The sequence below is a fragment of the Frankia sp. CcWB2 genome (assembly GCF_977927585.1).
This window is the reverse complement of the sequence record NZ_CDWRCM010000169.1, coordinates 1-4,112: the sequence shown is the minus strand read 5'-3', so window position 1 is coordinate 4,112 and position 4,112 is coordinate 1. Positions and strand designations below refer to the sequence as shown.

The 4,112-nt window shown below is 69.4% G+C and carries 4 protein-coding genes and 2 pseudogenes; 4 read left to right on the top strand and 2 right to left on the bottom strand.

Annotated features, from left to right (window positions below; translation table 11 throughout):
- Both ACY45C_RS16400 and hemL read right to left on the bottom strand, forming a co-directional pair.
- A partial coding sequence (locus ACY45C_RS16400) for a histidine phosphatase family protein (RefSeq protein WP_462188450.1) occupies window positions 1-196 on the bottom strand: 196 nt, incomplete at its 3' end.
- Entirely contained in the window at window positions 193-1,551 is a 1,359-nt protein-coding gene (gene hemL / locus ACY45C_RS16395) for a glutamate-1-semialdehyde 2,1-aminomutase (protein WP_462188449.1), read from the bottom strand. The genes ACY45C_RS16400 and hemL, both read right to left, overlap by 4 nt.
- 294 nt (window positions 1,552-1,845) lie before the next feature.
- Here hemL and ACY45C_RS16390 point away from each other — a divergent pair.
- The 4 genes and pseudogenes from ACY45C_RS16390 to ACY45C_RS16375 form a co-directional block, all read left to right on the top strand.
- Window positions 1,846-2,154: pseudogene (locus ACY45C_RS16390) on the top strand (Scr1 family TA system antitoxin-like transcriptional regulator); the annotation flags it as partial.
- A gap of 58 nt (window positions 2,155-2,212) precedes the next feature.
- Window positions 2,213-2,356: pseudogene (locus ACY45C_RS16385) on the top strand (SAM-dependent methyltransferase); the annotation flags it as partial.
- A gap of 263 nt (window positions 2,357-2,619) precedes the next feature.
- Window positions 2,620-3,339, top strand: coding sequence for a DUF433 domain-containing protein (locus ACY45C_RS16380; RefSeq protein ID WP_462188448.1), 720 nt, complete (start codon window positions 2,620-2,622; stop codon window positions 3,337-3,339).
- The gene (locus ACY45C_RS16375; protein ID WP_462188447.1) at window positions 3,314-3,775 is read left to right on the top strand and encodes a PIN-like domain-containing protein; all 462 of its coding nucleotides are present in this window, start codon (window positions 3,314-3,316) and stop codon (window positions 3,773-3,775) included. Before ACY45C_RS16380 ends, ACY45C_RS16375 begins: the two co-directional genes overlap by 26 nt.
- Window positions 3,776-4,112 lie beyond the last annotated feature (337 nt).

Here is a 4,112-nt window from a genome sequence, read left to right as displayed (position 1 = left end):
GAGCACGATCCAGCGGACTCGCGACCACGGCCGCGACGTCCAGCTCCGCAAGGAACTCCGCGGTGACTTTCGCCTGCTGCTGGCCCTTGTCGGACAACCGGAACCCCGGCAGCCGGCCGTAGAGGATCTTCTCCGGGTTGAAGACCTCGCCGTGGCGGACCAGATGCACCCGGGTCAACGGAGCCGGCTCCGTCATGCCCGCCCCTCGGGAGAGGCGGAGACGGTCACCGGTTCGGGTACCGCCGCGGCGGCACGTGCGGCCGCCGGCGCCGCCGCGGCGATCCGCTCCACCGTCTCGTCGTCATGCGCGGCCGAGACGAACCACGCCTCGAACGCCGACGGCGGCAGGTAGATCCCGGCGTCGAGCATGCTGTGGAAGAACGCCGCGTACCGGGCGGTGTTCTGCGCCTGGGCACCGGCGTAGTCGACCACGGTGGCGGCGTCGGTGAAGAAGAAGCTGAACAGCGATCCGGCGCTGCTCGGCAGGTGGGCCACGCCCTCCTCGGTCAACGCGGTCGAGACGATCCCGGCCACGTCGGCGGCGCGGGTGTCGACAGTGGCGTAGACCTCGTCGGTGCAGGCCCGCAGAGTGGCGAGTCCGGCGGCGACGGCGATCGGGTTACCCGACAACGTGCCCGCCTGGTACACCGGGCCGGCGGGTGCGAGCCTGGCCATCACGTCCGCCCGCCCGCCGAAGGCCGCCGCGGGCAGCCCGCCGCCCATCACCTTGCCGAAGGTGAACAGGTCCGGCGACCAGTCCTCGATCGCCCCCTCATTGCCCCACCAGCCGGCGCGTGAGATGCGGAACCCGGTCATCACCTCGTCGAGGATGAGCAGCGCGCCGTGGATGTCGCACAGCCGGCGCAACCCGGCGTTGAAGCCGGGCAGCGGCGGGACGACCCCCATGTTGGCGGCGGCGGCCTCCGTGATGACCGCCGCGATCGTCTCACCGCGCTCGGCGAAGACCGCCTCGACCAGCGCGAGATCGTTGTAGGGCAGGACGATGGTGTCCGCGGTGGCGGCGCCGGTGACTCCCGGGGTGTCCGGCAACCCGAGGGTCGCCACTCCGGAACCGGCGGAGGCGAGCAGCGCGTCGACGTGCCCGTGGTAGCAGCCGGCGAACTTGATGATGCTCGACCGGCCGGTGAAACCCCGGGCCAGCCGCACGGCGCTCATCGTCGCCTCGGTGCCGGAGTTGACCAGGCGTACCTTCTCGACCGGGCCGACCCGGTCGACGATCAGCTCCGCGAGCTCCACCTCCCCCGGAGTGGGGGTGCCGAAGCTGGTGCCGGCCGAGACGGCGCGCGACACCGCCTCGACGACGGCCGGATGGGCATGGCCGAGGATCATCGGCCCCCACGAGCACACCAGGTCGACGTAGGTACGCCCGTCCGCATCGGTCAGATAGGGGCCGTTGCCCGCCACCATGAAGCGCGGCGTGCCGCCGACGGCACGGAAGGCTCGGACCGGAGAATTGACCCCACCAGGAACAACACGCTCGGCGCGCCGGAACAGCTCCTCGGATGCCGGCGCGGCAGACGGAACCACCATGCCCACGATCCTCGCAGGTCGGCCCCGCCTCCCGCGCTCCACGTGTCCGGTAGCACGCCGCGTCCCCCTCCGCGGTCCGTGGTCCGTTGTTGACCGACCCGCCACCATCGCTGGAAGCCACCGCTGGAAGCCGCCGGTGGACGGGGGTCTGCCCCGGCCGCCCACCGACGGCGGCTCGTGCGCCCGGTCCTCCCCCGGACACCTGCGGCCGTCGGTCGGCCGCTGTCCCTCCCAGGCCCCGACCCCTCCCAGGCCCCGGCGTTCGGCGATCCACCGCCGGTCGGCCCGATCTCGATGAGCGAGGACTACAGCAAGGGCTACAAGGAAGACGACGACGTTGCCCTGGTGCTGCTTGCCCTGATGGTGCTTGCCCTGATGGTGCCCGGTGCGCCGCCCACACGACCCACTCCAGCCAATGATCATTTCGACTGCTCCGAGCTCACCGGGCCGGCGGTCGTCGAACGGAAGAACCCCATCTTGACCACCGATCCGCCACCGCAGCTCTGGGCGATCCTTGACGAAGCCGCAGTGCGCCGCATGGTCGGCGGACCCGAGGTGGCGCGCGCCCAACTCGCCCACCTGATCGACGTGTCCCGCCGTCCCGGGATCACGACCCAGGTGCTCCCGTTCCGCTCGGGGGCACACGCGGGCCTGAGTGGCCCGCCTACTGGCGGCGGAACACGGCATCCGACAGTTCCTGGGCATCGAAACGGGACTGCCACCCCCGAATCTGCATGAGGTCGCCCAAGGGGTCGCACCCGAGTCACGGATTCTCTATGTCGACAACGACCCAGTCGTATTCGCAGAGACTCCAGGCTTCTGACCAGCGTCTTTGGGCAATCGGACCGGTCCCTGGTCCGCACCCGAGTTGCACATGCCGCACGGCTCGGACGCCGTACACCGACCACCGCACCGCCGGACCGTCACCGACCCGATCCAGCTCCAGAGAAACTGCGGTAGCACGGCTCGCCGTGGCCTCCTCCCCGGCGTCGTCGAGCCAGCAAGGGGCTATGATCATGGTGTTGCGCGGCAGGACCTTCGGATCCAGCAGGCTTGAGAGGAGGCGCGATGATTCAGGATCGCGGCCGTTTCGACCTGCCCCTGTACAGCGTCGCCGAGGCGGGCCGGCACCTGGGCGTGCCGACGTCGACCTTCGCGACCTGGGCCTACGGCTACACCAGGCACGCACCGGGCCACGCCCCGGTCCATGGTGAGCCGATCGTCACCGTGCTGCCCCGTCAGCGCCATGGCACGGCCGTCGTGCCGTTCATCGGGCTTGCCGAGGGGATGATCCTGGCAGCCATCCGAGCCGCTGGAGTGCCGCTACAGCGGATCCGCCCCGCGTTGGCCCTCCTGTCCGAGCAGTTGGGGATCGAGCACGTCCTCGCCTCACGCGCCCTGTACACCGACGGTGCCGAGGTTCTCTACGACTTCGCCGAGAGGCAGGGCGACACGCCCGAAGCACGTGGAGCCCGGGAACTAGTCGTGGTGCGCAACGGGCAGCGGGTGTTCGGGGAGATCGTCGAGTCCTACCTCCGGCTGGTGGAGTTCGCCTCGGACGGCTACCCCCGGCTCATCCGGCTACCGCGGTACGAGCCCGGCTCCGTCATCGTCGATCCCCACCGTGGCTTCGGCCAGCCGATCTTCACTCACGGCGGCGCCCGCGTCGAAGACGCCCTGGGCCGCTTCCACGCCGGCGAAGCACTCGCCGAGGTGGCGGAGGAATTCGGCGTGCCTCTCTCTGATCTTGAAGGCGCCGTCCGTGTCGCAAGCAAAATCGCCGCCTGATGACTCGACAGATCGCCACCCTGCCGGGCTTCCGCACGTCTTCATCGACCGCAGCCTCGGCCGCATCGCCGTCCCCCGGTTACTCCGAGACGCCGGGCTACGGCTGATCACGCTCGCCGAGCACTACGGCATCCCACAGGACGAGGACATCGCGGACGTCACCTGGATCGAGGACACGGCCCGCCTCGGCTGGGTCGTGTTCATGAAGGACGCGCGTATCCGCTACCGCCCCGCCGAACAGGAAGCCGTCCTGACACATCACGCGCGATGCTTCTACATAACCCGGCAGGACTTACCGGGTGCTGCGATGGCACAGTGGCTGCTCTCGAACCTGCCCGCGATCACGACCGCCTGCACCGAAGCAGGCCCTTTCATCTACGCCGTCCACGCCACGGAGATCCGCAAAATGGACATCAGCTCACCCCAGCCCCGGTAGTGCCTCCTCACCCACCATCGACCGGAGTCGCACCATCCGTGATTCAGGTAGACGCCGGTTAGCCGCGTCTTCCGTCGCTTGATATGTACAACCAAGGGGTGGTACCGATCGTCCTTGGGCAGGCCTTGGGCTTCTCACCAGCATCTTTAGGCAGCCTGCCGGTCCCTGGTCCGCGCCCGTGTTGCACACGATGCACGGCTCGGACGTAGTACGCCGGCCACCGCACCGCCAGACCCTCGTTCACGACGCCGTCTCCGAAACAGCCCCGAAGAAGCCGAAGGCGGTCTAGGGCCTGTTTGGGAAGTATGTCCCGAGGCTGGCCGTGGATCTGCTGGGG